Annotated in this window: 16 protein-coding genes; 6 read left to right on the top strand and 10 right to left on the bottom strand. The window is 65.0% G+C overall.

The window, feature by feature from the left end; genetic code table 11:
* Positions 1–6: 6 nt before the first annotated feature.
* Both AC0WRY_RS02300 and AC0WRY_RS02295 read right to left on the bottom strand, forming a co-directional pair.
* A complete protein-coding gene (locus AC0WRY_RS02300; RefSeq protein ID WP_194405496.1) occupies positions 7–768 on the bottom strand; it encodes an ABC transporter ATP-binding protein in 762 nt (253 codons plus the stop codon).
* Complete coding sequence (locus AC0WRY_RS02295; RefSeq protein ID WP_194405495.1) at positions 768–1,787, bottom strand: ABC transporter substrate-binding protein; 1,020 nt, start codon at positions 1,785–1,787, stop codon at positions 768–770. The genes AC0WRY_RS02300 and AC0WRY_RS02295 overlap by 1 nt, the downstream gene beginning before the upstream one ends.
* 94 nt (positions 1,788–1,881) lie before the next feature.
* On the opposite strand from AC0WRY_RS02295, the gene AC0WRY_RS02290 reads away from it, so the two are divergent.
* From AC0WRY_RS02290 to AC0WRY_RS02280, 3 genes are all read left to right on the top strand, one after another.
* On the top strand, positions 1,882–2,598 hold the full coding sequence (locus AC0WRY_RS02290; protein WP_194405494.1) for a GntR family transcriptional regulator: 717 nt from the start codon (positions 1,882–1,884) through the stop codon (positions 2,596–2,598).
* A 407-nt stretch (positions 2,599–3,005) separates the two neighbouring features.
* A complete protein-coding gene (locus AC0WRY_RS02285) occupies positions 3,006–3,425 on the top strand; it encodes a response regulator (RefSeq protein ID WP_194405493.1) in 420 nt (139 codons plus the stop codon).
* Positions 3,403–6,999: a PAS domain S-box protein gene (locus tag AC0WRY_RS02280; protein WP_194405492.1), complete on the top strand. Its 3,597-nt coding sequence runs from the start codon at positions 3,403–3,405 to the stop codon at positions 6,997–6,999. The genes AC0WRY_RS02285 and AC0WRY_RS02280 overlap by 23 nt, the downstream gene beginning before the upstream one ends.
* Before the next feature lie 170 nt (positions 7,000–7,169).
* On the opposite strand, the gene AC0WRY_RS02275 is transcribed toward AC0WRY_RS02280, so the two are convergent.
* Positions 7,170–7,805, bottom strand: a complete 636-nt coding sequence (locus AC0WRY_RS02275) for a response regulator transcription factor (protein WP_194405491.1) — start codon at positions 7,803–7,805, stop codon at positions 7,170–7,172.
* 150 nt (positions 7,806–7,955) lie between these two features.
* Here AC0WRY_RS02275 and AC0WRY_RS02270 point away from each other — a divergent pair, with 150 nt between their 5' ends.
* Complete coding sequence (locus tag AC0WRY_RS02270; protein WP_194405490.1) at positions 7,956–8,258, top strand: hypothetical protein; 303 nt, start codon at positions 7,956–7,958, stop codon at positions 8,256–8,258.
* A gap of 56 nt (positions 8,259–8,314) precedes the next feature.
* Here the strand turns inward: AC0WRY_RS02270 and AC0WRY_RS02265 are convergent, their stop codons facing one another.
* From AC0WRY_RS02265 to AC0WRY_RS02235, 7 genes are all read right to left on the bottom strand, one after another.
* Positions 8,315–8,818 carry a response regulator gene (locus AC0WRY_RS02265; protein WP_194405489.1) on the bottom strand — a complete coding sequence of 168 codons (504 nt, stop codon included), beginning with the start codon at positions 8,816–8,818 and terminating at the stop codon, positions 8,315–8,317.
* Between the two features lie 139 nt (positions 8,819–8,957).
* Positions 8,958–9,275: a PilZ domain-containing protein gene (locus AC0WRY_RS02260; RefSeq protein WP_194405488.1), complete on the bottom strand. Its 318-nt coding sequence runs from the start codon at positions 9,273–9,275 to the stop codon at positions 8,958–8,960.
* Between the two features lie 2 nt (positions 9,276–9,277).
* Positions 9,278–10,156, bottom strand: a complete 879-nt coding sequence (locus AC0WRY_RS02255; RefSeq protein ID WP_194405487.1) for a CheR family methyltransferase — start codon at positions 10,154–10,156, stop codon at positions 9,278–9,280.
* 60 nt (positions 10,157–10,216) lie between these two features.
* A complete protein-coding gene (locus tag AC0WRY_RS02250) occupies positions 10,217–10,603 on the bottom strand; it encodes a response regulator (RefSeq protein ID WP_194405486.1) in 387 nt (128 codons plus the stop codon).
* Between the two features lie 31 nt (positions 10,604–10,634).
* Positions 10,635–11,111, bottom strand: coding sequence for a chemotaxis protein CheW (locus AC0WRY_RS02245; protein ID WP_194405485.1), 477 nt, complete (start codon positions 11,109–11,111; stop codon positions 10,635–10,637).
* 24 nt (positions 11,112–11,135) lie between these two features.
* Entirely contained in the window at positions 11,136–13,922 is a 2,787-nt protein-coding gene (locus AC0WRY_RS02240; RefSeq protein WP_194405484.1) for a hybrid sensor histidine kinase/response regulator, read from the bottom strand.
* A gap of 429 nt (positions 13,923–14,351) precedes the next feature.
* Positions 14,352–14,834, bottom strand: a complete 483-nt coding sequence (locus AC0WRY_RS02235; RefSeq protein WP_194408136.1) for a response regulator — start codon at positions 14,832–14,834, stop codon at positions 14,352–14,354.
* Between the two features lie 436 nt (positions 14,835–15,270).
* On the opposite strand from AC0WRY_RS02235, the gene AC0WRY_RS02230 reads away from it, so the two are divergent.
* Positions 15,271–15,981 (top strand): Crp/Fnr family transcriptional regulator, encoded by a 711-nt coding sequence (locus tag AC0WRY_RS02230; RefSeq protein ID WP_194408135.1) that lies wholly within the window; start codon positions 15,271–15,273, stop codon positions 15,979–15,981.
* A gap of 186 nt (positions 15,982–16,167) precedes the next feature.
* Positions 16,168–16,866 carry a Crp/Fnr family transcriptional regulator gene (locus tag AC0WRY_RS02225; RefSeq protein WP_491123536.1) on the top strand — a complete coding sequence of 233 codons (699 nt, stop codon included), beginning with the start codon at positions 16,168–16,170 and terminating at the stop codon, positions 16,864–16,866.
* Positions 16,867–16,967: the final 101 nt, after the last annotated feature.

Here is a 16,967-nt window from a genome sequence, read left to right as displayed (position 1 = left end):
GGCTCCTCAATGCGCGGTGGCTTCGCCGGCGAACAGGAGATCGTGGATCTCCTTCTCCAGCCGGCCGGCGCTGCCGTCTTCGCTTCCGACCTTGTCGACATCGACCACCTCGGCCTTGACGCGGCCGGGATGCGGCGACAGCAAGAGGATGCGGTTACCGATGCGGATCGCTTCCGCGATCGAATGGGTCACGAACAGCACCGTGAACTTGGTCTCGCTCCAGAGCTGGAGCAGCTCGTCCTGGCAGGTCCGGCGCGTCAGCGCGTCGAGCGCTGCGAATGGCTCGTCCATCAGGAGGATATCGGGCTCCATCGCCATGCCGCGCGCGATCGCGACGCGCTGCTTCATGCCGCCCGACAGCGTGTGCGGATAAGCATCGACGACGCGGGTCAGGCCGACCTTCTCGATATAGGCCCGCGCCTTCGCTTCCGCGTCCTTGCGCGAGAGCTTGCGCGCGGTCAGCAGCGGGAACATCACGTTGGCGAGCACGCTCTTCCAGGGCAGCAGTTGGTCGAACTCCTGGAAGATCATCATGCGATCGGCGCCGGGACCGTGGATCTCGCGGTCGTTGATCGTCATGCGGCCTTCGCTGGGCGTCATGTAGCCGCCAACGGCCTTGAGCAGCGTGGACTTGCCGCAGCCGGAGGGACCGAGCAGAACGAAGCGGTCGGACTTGTCGACCTTAAAGCTCACCCTCTCCGTGGCGGTGACGACGGCGCTTGAGGTCTTGTAGCGCAGCGTCACCCCACTGACGTCGAGCAGCGCCATCAGTTGCCCTTCAGATCGTGCGCGACGGGGAGATAATAGTCCGTCCAGGCCTTGGGCTGGTTCTTTAGCGTGCCGGTCTTGAACAGATGGGCCGCGAATTTCATCGTGCCCTGCGGCTCCAGATTCCACTCCATCATGCCGGGCTCTTTCAGAAGATGGAGCAGCTCCTCGACCGAGGTCTTGTCGCCGGTGATCTCCTTGTAGATCTCGACCGCCTGTTTGGTGTCGCTGCGGATCAGGTCCTGCGCTTCCTTGGTGGCGTCGCGCACGGCCTGGATGATCTTCGGATTGGCGTCGGCGAACTTCGTGGTGGTGAAGAACTGCGCCTGGCTGAGCGGGCCGCCCATCACATCGGGCGACGACAGCACGATATGCGCGCCCGGCACGTTCTTCAGCTCCAGGAAGGTGAAGGGCGGGATCGAGAAGTGGTTGTGCACCTCGTGCTTGGGATTGGACAGCGCCGCATAGGCGTCGGGATGGCCGAGCTGCACGGTGTTGGCGTCGAGCTTGGACCATTGATCGGCGCCGAAAGCCTCGGCGGCCGCGATCTGCAGCACGATCGCCTGCGTGGACACCTTCACCGTCGGCACCGCGATCTTGTCGCTGGGGCCGAAGTCCTTGATCGACTTGATGTTGGCGTCGCGGCTGATCAGCGTCATCGGCTGCGCCGAGGTCGCGACGATGCCCTTCACGCCGCCGCGGGTGCGGTCCCACAGCAGCAGCAGATTGCCGGTGCCGGTGTTGAGGATGTCGACGCCGCCCGCGAGCAGCGCATCGGTCTGCGCGCCGCCGCCGGAGAAGGTGATCCATTTGGTGGTGACGCCGGAGACACCGAGCGAAGCCGCGTGCTTCTCGATCAGCTTCAGCTTCTCCATGATGTGGCTCGGCATGTAGAAGATGCCGGGCTGGCGCGACAGCGCGATCTCGGACTTCTGCTGCGCACGCGCCGGCGAAGCCGCCAGCACGGTCGCGACGATCAGGGCGATGGCGGCAACGCCACGCTGAAAGGGCTTGATCATAATTGTTCGTTTCCTCCGGGCGCCATTGACGAGCGGCCTTGCTGATGCACTAATGCATTAGTGCATCAAAGGCAAGCCCGCCGGAGCCCTTCGCATGGAAACCGCCCATCCCGCGCCCCGCGCGACCGCCCGCCGCGGGCCGCGGCTGGACCGGGCGCGGCAGGCCGCACCGCAGGTGTTCGAGCGGCTGCGCAACGCCATTCTCGCGCTCGAACTCCCCCCGGGCGCGCCGCTGTCACGCACCGATCTCGCCGCGCAATTCGGCGTCAGCTCGACGCCGATCCGCGATGCCCTGATGCGGCTGGAAGAGGAAGGTCTGGTCGACGTGTTTCCGCAGCACGCGACCGTGGTCAGCCGGGTCGATGTCGGCCGCGCCGAGCAGGCGCACTTCCTGCGCCAGGCGCTCGAGCTCGAAATCGTCCGGCTGCTCGCCGAGCAGCACGACCAGGCCCTGGTCCTCCGCCTCGACCACGCGATCGCGCTCCAGCAGCAATTCGCCAAGGCCGGCGATTTCGCGAGCTTCATCGCCGCCGACAATGATTTTCACGCGCAGCTTTATGCCGCAGCCGGCAAGCAGGAGCTGTGGACGCTGGTGCGCAGAAGCAGTGGACATATCGACCGGCTGCGCAGGCTGCATCTGCCCTCACCCGGCAAGGCCCAGAACATCGTCCGCCACCACAAGCTGATTACCCGTGCGATCGAGGCCGGCGACCCCGATGCCGCGCAGCAGCATCTGCGCAAGCACCTGTCGGGCACGCTGAGCGAGCTCGACAAGATCCGAAGCCATTATCCGGAATATCTGACGGATTAGAGCGATGAGACGGGGGCTAGCGCCACGAGGAAAGGCGCACTCCCTCTCCCGCTTGCGGGAGAGGTGAACGAGCCCGCGCCGATCGTTTCATCGTTGCACACGATTGAGCCGCATTCTTCGGAACTGACGCCGACTTTGATCGGCCGCCTTCATTTCAGTGAAATCTCGCTCCCGTGCAACTACGGCGAGAAAAACGGTTCTGGCCATCGCGCAGGTGGGATAAGGTGCGGCGGCGCCATGTGCACGGAACCATGCATAATGACGGCATCCGCCGAGACCGGACCAAGCGGCCGCGCGCACTTCGCGAAGTGCTTGCAGGATGGGCGGAATCCGCGCAACAATTTCGTCTTTGATGGTTTGATTTGCGGCCGGTAGGAACGTCCTGTCCGGCCCGGAGGAATTTAGACGTGGCCAACATCCTGATCGTGGATGACGACCCGGCCGTTCAACTCACGATCCGGCTGCTCCTGGAGAGGGCCGGTCATCACGTCACCGTCGCCGGCGATGGCCGCAAGGGACTTGCGCTGTTCGAGGCGAGCCGGTTCGATCTGTTGTTTCTCGATATCTTCATGCCTGGCATGGATGGGCTGGAGACGATGCGTCACATCCGGGCGCTGGCTCCGGCCATTCCGATCATCGTCATTTCCGGCCGCTCGATCACGCCGGATGCCTATGCGGAGCCGGACTTCCTGAAGATGGCGACCAAGCTCGGCGCGGTGGCAAGCCTGCAGAAGCCATTCAGGCCCGCGGCGCTGCTCGCCGCGGTCGATGGCTGCCTGAAGGCCGGCGAGCCGGAGGGGTCCGATGTCAGCTCCGGCCGCAGATAACGAGGGCTCCGCTGCTTCAGGCCAGATCGACCGCGATCATCCCGGAAATGCCGCGACGAGCATCCCCATGACGCTCGCCACGCGGCTGGCCATCGCCATGATCCTGCTGGTGGCGGTCACCGTGGCCGCGGTGGGCTGGCTGGGCTATCGCAACACCAGCCAAGCCGTCATTCCGCGGGTGCTGGAGCGGGTCGAAGCCCAGTCACGGCTGCTCGCGACCAATCTTGAATCATACGTCGCCGGCGTGCGCGGCGATCTGATCGGCTATCACGCCGCCGCGGCCATCCAGGGCCTGATCCGTGCCCATATCGGCGGCGGAGTTGATCCTACTGACGGTGTCTCCGAGCAAACCTGGCGAGAGCGTATCGCGACACGGTTGGCGGCCGAGATCGACGCGAAGCCCATCTACGGGCAGTTTCGAATCATCGGCGTTGATAACGATCAGCTCGAGCTGGTTCGTGTCGATCGCTCCGGCCCCAACGGAGCCGCGCGGATCGTCCCCGACAGTGAGCTCGAGCGCAAGGGCGATCGAACCTACTTCCAGGAGGCGATCCGACTCGGGCCTGGCGAGATCTATATTTCGGCCGTCGAGCTCGCCACGCGGCAGGGGGGAACCACGGCCCCTCACGTTCCGACCCTGCGGGCGGCGATGCCGCTCTTCGCGCCGGGCGGCAAGCCGTTCGGCATCATCGTCACCAATGTCGACATGCGCCCGGCGCTCGACCAGGTCCGATCGACCGCGAGCTCCGGAGGAGACATCTACCTCGTGAACGGGCGCGGCGACTATCTCGTCCACCCCGATCGCGCGCGCGAATTCGGCACATTGCGTGACCGTCCCGACGATTGGCGCAAGGACTTTCCGTATTTCGCGGCTCTGGCGGGCACACGGGAAGGATCTACGCGGCTCATGACCGATGGGTCGGGCAAGCCAAGCGGCGCGGCCATCGCCCCTGCGCTGCTGGCTGGCAAGGAATGGGTCGCGATCATCGAGACGATTCCCGCGCCTGTGTTTGGCGTGGTCCCGGCGGCGATCCAAAAGACGTCCCTGCTGGTCGGCTTCCTGGCCGTGCTCGCGGCAGCTTCGCTTGCGGTGCTCCTGTCACGTTCGCTGACGCGGCCGATCGGTCGCCTGACCGCGGCCGTGGAGGCGATCGGCCGCGGCCGTCACGCCGACATTCCCGTCGACGCCAGCGGCGAGACCGGCGTGCTGGCACGCGCCTTCGCCCGGATGGTCGAGGAGACGCGGGCGAAAACGGCCGCGCTCGAGCGCGAGATCGAGGAGCATCGCCGCACCGAGGAAGCGCGAAGCCATCATGCGGCGCGCGAGCATTTGTTCAGCGCCGCCGTCGAATCCTCCGACGACGCGATCGTGATGCAATCGCTCGATGCCATCATCACGGGCTGGAATCCCGCAGCCGAACGCCTCTATGGCTATTCGGCAGGCGAGGCGATCGGAAAATCCACCGCGATCATCGTCCCGCCCGACCGCCGTAACCATGGCAAGGACTATCTGGCACGGATCGCGCGGGGCGAGCCGATCGAGCGGTTCGAGACGGTGCGCCTGCGCAAGGACGGCACGCCGGTCGAGATTTCGCTCAGCCTGTCGCCGATCAGGGGGCCTTCGGGCGAGATCATCGGCGCCTCCGGGACAGCGCACAGCCTCACCGAGGCGCGGCGGGCCGAGCGGCAGCTGCAGCAGCAGATCGAGGAACGCCGGCAGATCTTCGAGACCTCGCAGGATCTCATCATGATCATGGATGCGCGGGGCCATATCGCGCAGATCAGTCCGAGCAGCGAGACCATTCTCGGCTACCGGCCGGATCAGATGATCGGCCGCAGCGGCGCCGACTTCATTCATCCCGATCATCTGGAGCAATCGCGCGAGGACATGCGCGCGCTGCGGCGCGGCGAGCGCCCCAAGCTCGGCGACACGCGCTGCTTCCACCGCAATGGGCACGAGGTCTGGCTGTCGTGGCTGGGCAGCTGGTCCGAGCAGGCGCATCGCTTCTTCTTTGTCGGGCGCGACATGACGGAAGCGCGGCTCGCGCAGGAATCGCTGCGCGAGAGCGAGCGGCTCGCCCGCAATATCGTCGAAACCTCGCTCGACGCCTTCATCCAGACCGACGAGACCAGCAGCATCCTGAACTGGAACTCGCAGGCCGAACAGCTGTTCGGCTGGCGACGCGACGAGGTGCTCGGCAAGAGCACGATCGACCTCATCGTCGCCGAGAGCGAACGCGACAGGGTCAGGGCCGGCCTGAAGCAGTTCCTGGAGAACGAGGACGGCAGGACGCTGAACCGCCGCCGCGAGCTGATGTGCCGCCGCCGCGACGGCAAGGAATTCAGGGCCGAGGTCAGCGTCACCGCGCTGAAGCGCCGCGAGGGCCTGCTGTTCAACGTGTTCTATCGCGATCTCACCGACAAGATCGCGGCCGACGAGCGCATCCGGCACGCCGAGAAGATGGAGGCGATCGGCCAGCTCACCGGCGGCGTGGCGCACGATTTCAACAACATCCTCACCGTCATCACCGGCACGATCGAGATCCTCGCGGAGGCCGTCGAGAAGGAGCCGGAGCTTGCCGCCATCACCAAGATGATCGACGAGGCGGCCGCGCGCGGCGCCGACCTGACCCAGCACCTGCTCGCCTTCGCGCGCAAGCAGCCGCTCCAGCCGCGCGAGATCGACATCAACTCGCTGGTCGTCGACACCGCGAAGCTGTTGCGGCCGACGCTGGGCGAGCAGATCCAGATCGAATCGGTGTTCGAGGACGAGAACTGCGTCGCGATCGTCGATCCCAACCAGCTCACCACCGCGATCCTCAACCTCGCGCTCAACGCGCGCGACGCCATGCCCGGTGGCGGCAAGCTGATCGTGGAGACCGGCGCCGCCTATCTCGACGAGGTCTATGCCAGCGTCAACGACATCCGCCCCGGCCATTACGTGCTGATTGCCGTGAGCGATACCGGCAGCGGAATCCCTGCGAACATCCTGACCAGGGTGTTCGACCCCTTCTTCACCTCGAAGGGACCGGGCAAGGGCACCGGGCTCGGGCTTTCGATGGTCTACGGCTTCATCAAGCAGTCCGCCGGCCACATCAAGATCTACAGCGAGGAAGGCCACGGCACCACGATCAAGATGTATCTGCCCCCCGGCAAGACGCCGACGGCGGCCGGCGAGGGGGTGACGCCGGCGACGATCGAGGGCGGACACGAGACGATCCTGGTGGTCGAGGACGACCGGCTGGTGCGAGACTACGTGCTGGCGCAGCTGCATTCGCTGGGTTACGTCACCTTGCAGGCCGCGAACGCCGCGGAGGCGCTCGCGATCGTCGCCGCCGGGAAGCCGTTCGACCTTCTGTTCACCGACGTCATCATGCCCGGCAAGATGAACGGACGGCAGCTCGCCGACGAGCTCCTGAAGACGCGCCCGGATCTCAGGGTGGTCTATACGTCAGGCTATACCGAGAATGCGATCATCCATCACGGCCGGCTGGATTCCGGCGTGATGCTGCTGGCCAAGCCTTATCGCAAATCGGATCTGGCGCGCATCATCCGCAAGGCGCTGGGCGCCTGAAACGCGTGGCCCGGATGGAGCGCAGCGCAATCCGGGGCAGTCTTGCCGCTCGCGCGAGCCCCGGATTGCGCTGCGCTCCATCCGGGCTACGCAAGGTCGCTGACAGAGCTCTCGTAGGGTGGAAGGCGCACTTATGCCGTGCCCACGATCTCTTTCTACATCGTCTAACGCTACGACGCGCGCTGCGCCGCGGTCATCACGATGCGGATCAGATCGGCGGCGTTGCGCGCGCCGAGCTTCTTCATGATGTTGGCGCGGTGATCCTCGATGGTGCGCGGGCTGATGCCGAGCGTGCGGCCGGCCTCCTTGTTGGACGCGCCGGTAGCAAACTGCTCGAGCACCTCGCGCTCCCTGCGCGTCAGCGGCTCGCGTCCGGGGAAATGCAGCGAGCCGAATTTCGGCGAAGCGCTCTCCGCCTGCCTGCGCGCATAAGCGCCGATCGCTTCGTCGAGCCGGCCGACGATCTCGCTGCCGCGGAACGGCTTCTCGATGAAGTCGAGCGCGCCGCTCTTGATCGCGCCCACCGCCATCGCGATGTCGCCCTGTCCGGAAATCATGAAGATCGGTGCCGGATAGTCCTCGCCCTGCAGCTCCTTGAGAATGTCGAGGCCCGACTTTCCGGGAATGTTCACGTCGAGCAGGATCGCAGCAGGCGTGCGGTTTCGCGCGACGGAGAGCAGCGCTGCGCCGTCCGCAAAACAGATCACCTCATAGCCCGCCGCCTTCAACACCATCGACAGGGTGTCGCGAACGGCAGGGTCGTCGTCCACTACGAAGATTTCACCGCGAGAGCTTTGTTCGGCCATGTGCCACATCCGGTTGGCATGAAGGACTCGCGTCCGCCCCAACCGTTTATGGCGTTCGGCGCGGATTCGGCCCACCCGTATTTGTACGGGACATGGACTTAACGCACAAGTAGCGGCAGGGTGCCTAATTGCGGGGTACGGAGAATATCCATGCTAAATTTCGCCGGCACACCCCCGCTCGTCGCGATGGCTGAAACCGACAGCCGTCAGTTGATCGCCGCCGATCTTCGCGCCCTGATCACACGGATCGAGAGCAGCATGCGCCTGATCGACGCAGCCATGATGGAAGCTGGCGTATTGGAAACGGGCGGCGATCCGGCCGGTTCCGCCGATATTTTCGTGCTCGACGACGTCACGCCGCGCTATGCGACGGCGAGCGCCGCCCTCAACGCCTGTCGGGCGGGCCTTGGCCACGCCCTGCAATGTCTGTCGGAATCCGGCACGCCGGGATAGCGCGCGATCGGCACGGCGCGCCGGCCGCATGCCATCGCATGGCAGCTCCGCGAACCCTAGGCGCGGTGCCGTTCCACGATCGCGTCGGTGGCGACACCACCCCAGGTGTGGATCGCGGGAAGGCCCATCGCGGTCTTGCCGAGATTGGCGAGGCTGATGCGCAGGGCCGCAAGGTCGAGCGGTTTCGGCAGGCTCTGCAGCTCGATCCCGACGGACCGGGCGAAGCTGCGGGCAGCGCTGCGGCGCTTGCCGTCCATGCCGCTGATGACGATCACGGCACCGCCGAACTTCGCAGCCGCCATCTCGCGCAGCACGTCGATGCCGTCGCCGTCCTCCAGCACGAGATCCAGCGTCACGCAATCGAAGCGGGCGGCGCGCAGCTTCTCGATCGCATCCGCCACGGACGGCGCCACGGTGACCTCGTGTCCGGCCTGTTTGGCGGCGACCGTGATCAGGCTGCGCTGCGTGGCATCGTCGTCGACCACCAGAAGCTGAAGCGGACGCCGCTCAGTGCCGTCGGCCAGGTTTGACGTGATGGGCGAAAGAGAACTTCTGGGCATTTCCGTATCCTGAGATTGAGACCGTCAATGGATACGATGTTCGCGCTTAAGCCACGTAAAGCCGCCCTCGCGAATTCGTTTTGATATCTTCAGAAAATGTGAAGCAAGAGATCGGAAGGACGGCAATGGACGCGGCGGATCACGCCGCGGCGTCGTGGCCGCCGGCCGCTCCGCGCTTCTTCCTGTTCTTGCCGCGCAGGAACTGGATGTCCATTTCGGCGCCGTTGACGCGGATCAGTTCGCAGCGGCGATAGGCAAGTCCCGTGGACGACAGCAGCAGGAAGAACTCTTTCAGGTTCAACCCCTGGATCGAGCCTTCCACCGTGAGAACGGCGTCGGTGTCGGAGATCGCGTTGAGCTTGCAGTCGCGGCGCCAGGTGCCGTCGATGGCCATGATGCAGACATCATAGCCACGACTGAAAGTCACGCGTTCCGTACCCTTGCCATCCTCGGCCATGTCTATCGCCCTGCCATGACCGCCAGGCGCGGCGCCGCGCCGGCGAGAGCCGGCTTGGCGGCAGCAGTGCGCGGATCGTTCGGCTTGTAGAGGCCGCGCCGCTCCGGAATCGGGCGGAACGTGTCGGTCAGGCCGACCACGGTTTCGGCCGCGCCCAGCACCAGGAAGCCGTCGGGCTCGATCTGGCGCGCCAGCCGGTTGAAGATGTTGATCTTGGTGTCCTGGTCGAAATAGATCAGCACGTTGCGGCAGAAGATGACGTCGAACGTGCCGAGCTGCGAGAAGTCGTGCAGCAAATTGAGCTGGCGATGCTGGATCATCGCCCGCAATTCGGGATTGACCTGCCAGGTCTCGCCGGTCTGCTTGAAATATTTGACCAGCATCTGGATCGGCAGACCGCGCTGCACTTCGAACTGGCTGTAGATGCCGGCCTTGGCCTTCTCCAGCACCTCCTGCGACAGATCGGTCGCGATGATCTCGATGCGCCAGCCGGTGAGGGCCGCGCCCATCTCCTTCAAGCACATCGCCAGCGAGTAAGGCTCCTGCCCGGTCGAACCGGCGGCGCACCAGATGCGCACACTGCGTCTGGCGGCACGTGCCTTGATGACCTCCGGCATGATGGTGTCGCGGAAATGATCGAACGGGACCTTGTCGCGGAAGAAGAAGGTCTCGTTGGTGGTCATGGCTTCGACCACGTCGGTGATCAGCTGACGCGCGCCGCCTTGCAGCTTCTGCACGAGCTCCGGAATACCGGAGAGGCCCGCCTTGCGGGCGAGCGGCAGCAGCCGGCTTTCGATCAGATATTGCTTGTCTGCGGAAAGGTCGAGCCCGGAATTGTCCTTCAGGAACTTACGCAGGTACTCATACTCGGTCGGGGTCACTGGTAGCCTCTTCGAAGCTGTACTGGAACACTCTGGCCAAAATGCGCGGGCCAGACTCACTCAGACCATGGCTTGTCCGACCGGGAGCAAGCCGACCTCAGCAAACTTGTCGGCGATGATGTCTTTGTCGAAAGGCTTCATGATGTACTCGTTGGCGCCGCCGCTGAGCGCCTGGGCGATATGAGCCACATTGTTCTCGGTGGTGCAGAACACCACCTTGGGCTGGTCGCCGCCGGGCAGGCGGCGCATGTGGCCCATGAATTCGAAACCGTCCATCACGGGCATGTTCCAGTCGAGCAGCACCGCATCCGGCAGCTGCCGCTGGCAGATTTCGAGCGCCTTCGAGCCGTCCTCGGCCTCGGTCACTTGGAATTCCAGGCCCTCCAGGATCCGACGCGCGATCTTGCGCACCACGCTGGAATCGTCGACCACCAAGCAGGTTTTCATTTTGGTTCTCCGGCTCCGATGTTTCGTTGGCTCACGCGGCCATTTGCACTTTGGTTTCGAGGTCGAGGACGCGATCGACGTCGAGGACGACCATGAGCTGACCGTCGAGGCGGTGGACGCCGCCGGCGAGCTTGGCCATGCGGGGATCGAGGTTGACGGGGTTCTCTTCCATGCCGGCCTCGGGCAGGCGCAGCACCTCGCCGATCTGGTCGATCAGCAGGCCATAGGATTCGCCGCGCAGGTCGACGCCGACCGCCATCGGCACCTTGCCGTCCTCGGGCTGCGGCAGGCCGAGACGGGCGCGCATGTCGACCACGGTGACGATGCGGCCGCGCAAGTTCAGCACGCCCGCGATCTCGCGCGAGGACAAGGGCACGCGGGTGACGCGCTCCGGCATGAACACGTCCTGGACGCGGGAGATCGGCAGGCCGAACAGCTGGCCGCCGATCATCGCGGTGACGTATTCGACCATGGCGCCTTCGGCGGATTGGGTCTTGTTGGTGGCCATAAGCGTATCTCCTGATCCCGTTGGTTACGCCGCTGCCCGGCTCAGCTCGGAGGCGCCGGCGGCGCCCGCGGTCTGCTCCTTCAGCGCCGCGATCAGACCGGGACGGTCGAACTTGGCGACATAGTCGTGGAAGCCGGCCTGACGGCCGCGCTCGATCGCCGCCGGCGACACCAGCGCGGAGAGGCCGATGATCGGCATCGAGCCGAGATTGTTGTCCGAGCGGATCACCTCGGCGAACTCGAACCCGTTCATGTCGGGCATCTCGATGTCGGTCAGCACCACGTCGAAGCTCTGCGCGCGCAGGGCAGCCAGGCCCTCCTGCGCGGTCGGCGCGGTGCGGACGCGGTATCCGGCGGCCTTGAGGACCGGGGCCAGCATGTTGCGGAAGAACGCAGAGTCGTCGACCAAGAGCACCGACTGCGAGTGCAGCGACGGCTTCATCTCCTTGCGGGTGAACCAGTCGGAGAACGCCATGGGCAGGAAGTGGCCGACGTCGATCACCTCGGTGGCCTGGCCCTTGATCACGGCCGAACCGAGGATGCCGGAGGAGGAGCCGCCGACCTCGATGTTGAGGCGTTCCTCGACGATGTCGATGATCTCGTCGACGACGAGGCCCATGGAGCGGCCGTCGTCGGCGAACACCAGGATCGGCTGGGCGCCCTGGCTTGCAATGGTGACGCCGTCCATGGCGACGAGCGGCATCAGCTGCTCGCGGTACTGCACCATGTAGCGGCCGTTACTGAACTCGATCTTGTCGGCGGGCAGCTCTTCGAGGCGCGTGACGAGCCCGAGCGGGACCGCCTTGGGCTGCGCCGAGCCGGCGCGGAAGACGAGGAGCGAGGTGGTCTGCTCGCCCGAGCCGATGTGGTGCGCGCCGTTCTCGTCGCCCATGTCATGGGCCGAGGAGCCGGCGGCGCCGAGCGCCTTGGCAATGCCGTTGGGGTCGATGATCATGATCACAGCGCCATCGCCCAGGATGGTGTTGCCGGAGAACATGTCGATGTGACGCAGTTTCGTCGACATCGGCTTGACCACGATTTCTTCGGTGTGGAACACGCCGTCGACGACGATGCCAAAAGTCTGGCTGCCGACCTGGGTGACCACGATGAAGCCGTTCTCGGGATCGGAGGCCGCGCCGTCGTCGATCTTCAAGAGCTTCTTCAGGTGGATCAGCGGCAAGAGCTTGTTGCGCAGACGAAGGACCGCGGTGTCCTTGATGCGCTCGATGCGGTGCTCGGAGTTGGCGCGGGCGCGGACCAGCTCGACCACCGAGAGCTGCGGGATCGCAAAGCGGTCGCCGGCGGCTTCCACGATCAGGGCCGAGACGATGGCCAGCGTCAGCGGGATCTTGATGGTGACGGAAGAGCCCTCGCCGGCCACCGACTTGATGTCGATGGTGCCGCCGATCTGGTCGATATTGGTGCGCACCACGTCCATGCCGACGCCGCGGCCGGAGACCGAGGTGATGGCGGCCGCGGTCGAGAAGCCCGGCGCGAAGATGAACTTGTGGATCTGGGCTTCGCTCATCTTCTCGAGCTCGGCCTCGGTGACGAGGCCTGAGGAGATCGCCTTGGCCTTGATCTTCTCGGTGTTGAGGCCGCGGCCGTTGTCGGCGATGCAGATGATGATGTGGCCGCCCTCGTGATAGGCGGACAGGCGGATGGTGCCCTGCTCGCCCTTGCCGCTGGCGAGGCGCTCGGCGGGGGTCTCCAGACCATGATCGGCGGAGTTGCGCACCATGTGGGTGAGCGGGTCCTTGATCAGGTCGAGCACCTGGCGGTCGAGTTCGGTGTCGGCGCCATGCATCTCGAGTTCGATCTGCTTGCCGAGTTCGCTCGAGAGGTCGCGGACGATGCGCGGCAGCTTCTGCCAGGCATTGCCGATCGGCTGCATGCGCGTCTTCATGACGCCCTCCTGCAGCTCGGCGGTGACGTTGGACAGGCGCTGCAACGGCACCTTGAACTCGGTGTCCTCGTTGCGGCGGGAGATCTCCAGAAGCTGGTTGCGGGTCAGGACCAGCTCGGAGACCATGGTCATCAAATGCTCCAGCGTATCCACGTTGACGCGGATCGACTGGTTGGCGATGCGGTCGCCTTCGGAGGCGCCCTCGTCGGCCATCGACTTCTTCGGGGCGGCCTTCTCCTTGGCGGGCTTGGCCGCTTCCTTCGCAGCGGGTGCAGGAGCCGGGGCTTCGGCGGCCGGCGCCGGCGCAGCCTCGACCTTGGCAACAGGCGCTTCGATCGCGGTCTCGCGGAAGGCGCGCTCGAGCTCGTCGAGCGAGACTTCGCCGGGGCGCAGCGGACGCTCCAGGGTCTGGTCGATCAGCGTGCCCGTGGTCAGGTCCTTGGCGGGCGCGGCAGCAGCAACAGGTGCCTCCGGCGCCAGCGGCGGGGCCTCGGTGACAGGAGCAGCAGCACCCGCCGCCATTGCGGCCATGCCCTGCTCGACCATCGCTTCCAGCTTGTCGATGAGGTCGCGGTCGTTCCCCTCGGGCTCGGCCTCGGTCGCCTCCAGGCCTGCCAAAATCTCCTTGATGCGGTCGATCGAGGACAGGATCACCGTGACCGCCTGGCCCGTCACCGGCATGCCGTCGCGGAATTTGCCCATCAAGGTCTCGCCGGCATGCGCCAGCGCTTCGAGCCGGGGCAGTCCGAGGAAGCCGCACGTGCCCTTGATGGTGTGGACCAGGCGGAAGATGTTATCCAGGATCTTGGCGTTGTTCGGCTCCTGCTCGAACTTCACCAATTGATTGTCCACGGTGTCCAGGCTCTCGCTGGTCTCCGTCAGAAACTCCCGCAACAGATCATCCATGAGCTACGCCTTACTGACCTGAACCCTGGGACCTCGACGCCTGAGCCACCCTTGGCACGGACGGAAGCCCTCCTCTGGATCGTTAGACATCCCCTTTCACAGTCCCGTTAATTTCATCCTCCGTGCTAATACGGATATTGAAGAGAAGTTTGCGGTTCGGCGGCGTGCGGCAACGCTTTTCGGCAAACCCGGCTCCGTGCCGCCGCAGCTTGGAGTCGCGCAGTAAACAGGCCGATAACAGTGAGACGGCGCGCGCGGGAAAGCCCTGCCCATGAAGTGCGATAGGCACGGCCTGCGGGACGTCGACCCGGGCCGTCCGCAATCGGGAGCGCACCCGGGCCCCCTGTTTCGCGTGGTCGCCGCGACCTGCGAGGTCCGCACATGCGGTAAACGAACGGTTACCCTGTCGCCATGGCGGCCTGCGCCGCGCTAACCCAACCGCGCGGCCGAGGTCATGCCGCCGTCGGGACGATGCTCCGCCAGGCAATCGTTGATGGCGGCGAGCAGCGCATGCGGCGTGAACGGCTTGCGCAGGCAGCGTGCGGCACCGAGCTCCAGTGCCATCCGAAGAAAATCCGGTGCAGGCGAATTCAGGTCGGCGAAAGCGTAGCCGGACATCGCGATCAACGGAACGACCGGCGCACGCTCGTGAAAGATCCGGATCGATTCGAACCCGCGCATGTGCGGCATGAAGATATCGATGATCATCAGATCGAATTGTCCATGTTCGAGGGCACGCAGGCCGGCTTCGCCTCCCTCGGCAATCGTCACTCGAAAATTGTTGCGCTGAAGATAGACATCGATGGCCATGCACACCATCGGGTCGTCGTCGACAACGAGAATGTGGCGTAGACTTTCGGTCCCCGTATGAGCTTCCGGTTTCGGCGATTCAATAATTGAACCGTGGGGCACGCCGTTCTCCTTTGCTTTCGAACAAGAGAGGAATGGTCGCAAACGTCATCGGCGGAACGAGCAAGACGGAGACGACGGAGATAAAATCCGCGATCGTCGGCCGCCAAGGTTCAAGGCAATGTCGGATCATCGTAAGCGCTCGTCCGGCGGACGAGGCGGGGCGAGTGGACCGGCATCCGATGCCAGCACGGGTGCAATGCTTCCGGCTCATGAAGGCCCCCTTACCGCTTTTTCCTGCATGCCCTTGCAGGGCACGCGCCGTCACGAGCGAATCAGCGCGCCATTCATATTTCCGCCGCAAATGAGACAGCCTGTCTGCCCTCTAACGGGTATATGGACGACGCCACAACCTTTACAATAGTATTTGTTCGCCGTGCAGCTGAACGACGAACGGACGCCGCGCCGATCGTCGATCGAACCCCTCGGATTGACCTGCATGACCGCAAGCGGGCGGCCGCCCAATCAGATCCTGCAACTGCTCGACGTCGCGGGTTTCAATCTGCTGCGTCCGCATCTCGCGACGATCGAAATGGTCAGGAAGTCTGTCTTGGGCGAAGCCGGGACCGCGCTGAGATATGTGTACTTTCCGCATGGCGGATCGGTTTCGATCACGGTGGGCCTGTCCGAGGGACAGATGATCGAGGTTGCGATGCTGGGCCGCGACAGCGTCGTGGGGGGCGGTGCGGCGCTTGCCGACGGCATCGCGCCGACGGACGCGGTCGTGCTGTTCCCCGGCGCGGCTTCCACGCTTGAAATAGCGGCTTTCCGCGCTGTCGCCGCCGCAAGCGCGCCGTTTCGCGAGCTGATGGTCCGGCACGAGCAGTCCTTGCTCGCGCATGCGCAGCAGTCGCTGCTCTGCAATACGTTGCACCCGGTCGAAGCGCGGCTCGCACGCTGGCTGTTGCGGGCCCGCGACCTCTCCGACAGTGAAATACTGCCGCTGACCCAGGAGGCGCTGGCGCAGATGATGGGCGTACGGCGCAATGCCGTCTCGCTGGTCGCGCACGCGCTGCAGCGTGCCGGCATCATCCATTACAGCCGGGGCCAGATCGAAATCCTCGATCTGCGGGCATTGGAGAAGACGTCCTGCGACTGCTATGCGGCGGTAAAGGCCCAACATCTGCGTCTGGTGGGAGCCGTGCCGTGAGGATGACTCAGCCCTCAATCGTGCGCCGGCGTGAATGCAGCATCCGGGGAACGATCGCCGGGGCGGACATCTTGTCCCAATTGCCAATATATCCCGGCGGGAACATGATGGAACCTACCCGTGCAGGACGTGATGTCGCGTGTCGCGAGACGAGCGCGCGGGAAACGGGAGGCAGCTTTGGAAACGATGGTGCGCTCGTCCAACGGTTTCCTGTCCTCACTGCCGGCAGACGATTATGAATTGATCCGCCCGCATCTGCGAACAGTTGATCTGCCCCACGAGGCGGTGCTGGTCGAGACCGGCGAGGCGCTGAAGCGCGCTTATTTTCCTCACCGCGGCGTCATCTCGCTGGTGGTGAAACTCGCCAAGGGCGAACATGTCCAGGTCGCCATGATCGGCCGTGACAGCCTGCTCGGGGCGCTCTCGACCCTGGGCGATGCATGTGCGTTGAACACCGCCATCGTGCTGGTGCCGGGCCTTGCGTCGGTGATGGATCTCGACCAGCTGCGGATCGCCGCCGATCAGAGCAGCACCCTGCGCACCTTGCTGACGCGCCACGGACTGGCGGTCTACGTCCAGGTCCAGCAGACCGCGGGCTGCAACGCGGCCCATCCGGTGGAGTCGCGGCTGTCGCGCTGCCTGTTGCACACGCACGACCTGTCGGGCGACTACCGCCTGCTGCTGACCCAGGAGGCCATGGCGCAGATGATCGGAGCGCGGCGCAACAGCGTGTCGCTGGTGGCCAATACCTTGCAGCAGGCCAATTTCATCCATTACAGCCGCGGACACATCCAGATCGTCAACCTCGACGGCCTGCGCCAGACGGCGTGCGAGTGCTACGCCACCGTCAAGGCCCAGTACGACCGGCTGCTCGGCGCGCGCTGACCGCGGCCCGCATGGTGAACCGCCGGCTAACGCCGGCCTGCAAACACCTGATGTCCCGCTACCGGAACTGAAATTCGAATGCCGTAGAGACGGCGACGTGC

The organism is Bradyrhizobium sp. T-12, from assembly GCF_058314695.1.
This window is presented reverse-complemented; position numbering and strand designations above follow the sequence as displayed.